Here is a 2,050-nt window from a genome sequence, read left to right as displayed (position 1 = left end):
GACCCTCAACCCCGACACCGGCCAGCTCACCACCACCGACGCCGCCGGAAACGTCACCACCAGCGACCTCAACCCGGACACGGGCACGTTCACCACGCCGGACGGCAGCACGGCGCAGCTCGACTCGGACGGCACCGTGCACACCCTCTTCGCGGACGGCTCCGAGACCTCGCTGAACCCGGACACCGGCGAGATCACCGTCACCGACCCGGCCGGCAACGTCACCACCGAACAGCTCAACCCCGGCGACTCCTTCACCAACCCGGACGGGTCCACCACCACCCTCAACGACGACGGCACCCTCACCACCGACTTCCCCGACGGCTCCTCACAGACCCTCAACCCCGACACCGGCCAGCTCACCACCACCGACGCCGCCGGTAACACCACCACGACCGATCTCAACAGCGACGGCCTGTCGGCGTCCTCGATCGACACCAGCGGCCTGGACCTCGACGGTCTCGACACCAGCGGCCTGGACACCGGTGACAGCACCAGCGGCAACCTGACCGGAGACAGCCTCGACTCGCCGTCGACATCGTCCAGTACCGCCGGCCTCAACGGCGGCGGGCTGACCGCGCAGACCTCGGCGGGCGGCGTGGACTCCTCCGTCGACGACTACTACGAGGACTATGACAGCACCCCGTACGACGGTGGCTCGCTGCGCTCGGGCGGCAGCGGCACCCTCGCCGCGCTCAACGGCACCACTCAGCAGGCGGCGAGCGGCACGCCGCTCAACCCGATGAGCATGGGCGGCATGGGCGGGATGGGCGGCGGCGGCATGCCCGGCATGGGCGGTGGCGGCGGTGGCCAGGGCGGCAACAGCGAGCGCACCCGCGCCGTCCTCACCGACCCGGCCGGCGGCAGCGCCCGGGGCGGCCGCGGGGCACGGGCGGCGTCCGTCGACGAGGACGAGGACATCGTGTACACCCGGCCCACCACCTCAAGTTCGCCCTACCCGGTGGGCGGTCCCGGTGGTTCCGGCCAGGGCGGCACCTCGACGGAGAGCGGCGACCGGGCCCGGGAGGCGTGGCTCGCCGAGGACGACGACGTCTGGGGCACCGACGACGGCGGCGCGCCCGCGGTCATCGGGCGCTGAGCCGGTGAACGAGCGGGAAAGGGGTTGATGGCGCGGTGAACAGCGAGTCGATCGAGGAGCGGCTGGCCAAGGCGGTGGCCGAACTGGAGGCGACCGAGGCCGCGGTGGCGCGCGCCGAGGGCGAACTGGCGCACGCGGAGGCGACGGTCCGCTCGGCGGACCGGGCGGTCGAGGTGACCGTCTCCGCGCAAGGTGATCTCACCGGTCTGAGCTTTCTGGACGACAAGTACCGTACGATGCCCGCAGGTCAGCTGGCTGCCAGCGTGCTGGAGGCGGTGCAGGAGGCGCGGGCCCGGATGGCCCGGCGGGTCATGTCGACCTTCGAGCCGTTCACGAAGGCGAACCCACAGGCGCCCGAGCTGAGCGGCTTCGACGTGGACTGGCACAAGATCTTCGGAGCCGGTGTGCTGGACGGCCCGAAGGGTGACCGGCGGCGCGGGGCCGGCCGGCTCCGTGACGAGATCAGCGAAGACCCGGAGGACTGAGGAGACGATGACGGACAACGCGTACTTCGCCAACCCCGCCGCCCTGGCGTCCGGTACCCGGCAGATCCAGGCCATCAGCAACTTCGCCGTCGAGATGATCAACGAGTTCATCACGGACGTGTCGGCCACCGCCGACTGGTGCGGCCATGACGACAGTTACGCCAAGCAGATGATCCCGCAGGAGAAGAAGCAGCGGGAGGGTGCCACGTCGACCGGCAAGGCCCTGACGGAGGCCATCGTCGGCGTGGGCGACGGCACGCTCGCCAACCTGAAGAACATCCTGGGCACCCAGAACGGCAACCTCGAAGCCATCCACGACTCCCACATCGACACCAGCAACACCACCGGTGGCACCGGCGGCGGCAGGCACTGACGGACCGGACAGCGCCCGATGAGCATTCAGGTTTCGCCGCAGCTGAACAATCTGCTGTTCGTGCTGATCGGCGAGAAGATGCTGCAGGCCGAC

General features: G+C 70.4%; 2 protein-coding genes and 1 pseudogene. All 3 read left to right on the top strand.

The features are described 5' to 3' along the window. A pseudogene (locus ACTT8P_RS13600) lies at nucleotides 1-1,099 on the top strand (AAWKG family protein); the annotation flags it as partial. A 35-nt stretch (nucleotides 1,100-1,134) separates the two neighbouring features. Beyond that, entirely contained in the window at nucleotides 1,135-1,584 is a 450-nt protein-coding gene (locus ACTT8P_RS13595; RefSeq protein ID WP_442831872.1) for a YbaB/EbfC family nucleoid-associated protein, read from the top strand. 7 nt (nucleotides 1,585-1,591) lie between these two features. Further along, nucleotides 1,592-1,957 (top strand): hypothetical protein, encoded by a 366-nt coding sequence (locus tag ACTT8P_RS13590; protein ID WP_442831871.1) that lies wholly within the window; start codon nucleotides 1,592-1,594, stop codon nucleotides 1,955-1,957. The last annotated feature ends 93 nt before the right edge of the window (nucleotides 1,958-2,050 follow it).

It is taken from the genome of Streptomyces sp. JW3 (assembly GCF_052216785.1).
In the GTDB taxonomy this organism is placed as follows: Bacteria; Actinomycetota; Actinomycetes; order Streptomycetales; family Streptomycetaceae; genus Streptomyces.
This window is presented reverse-complemented; position numbering and strand designations above follow the sequence as displayed.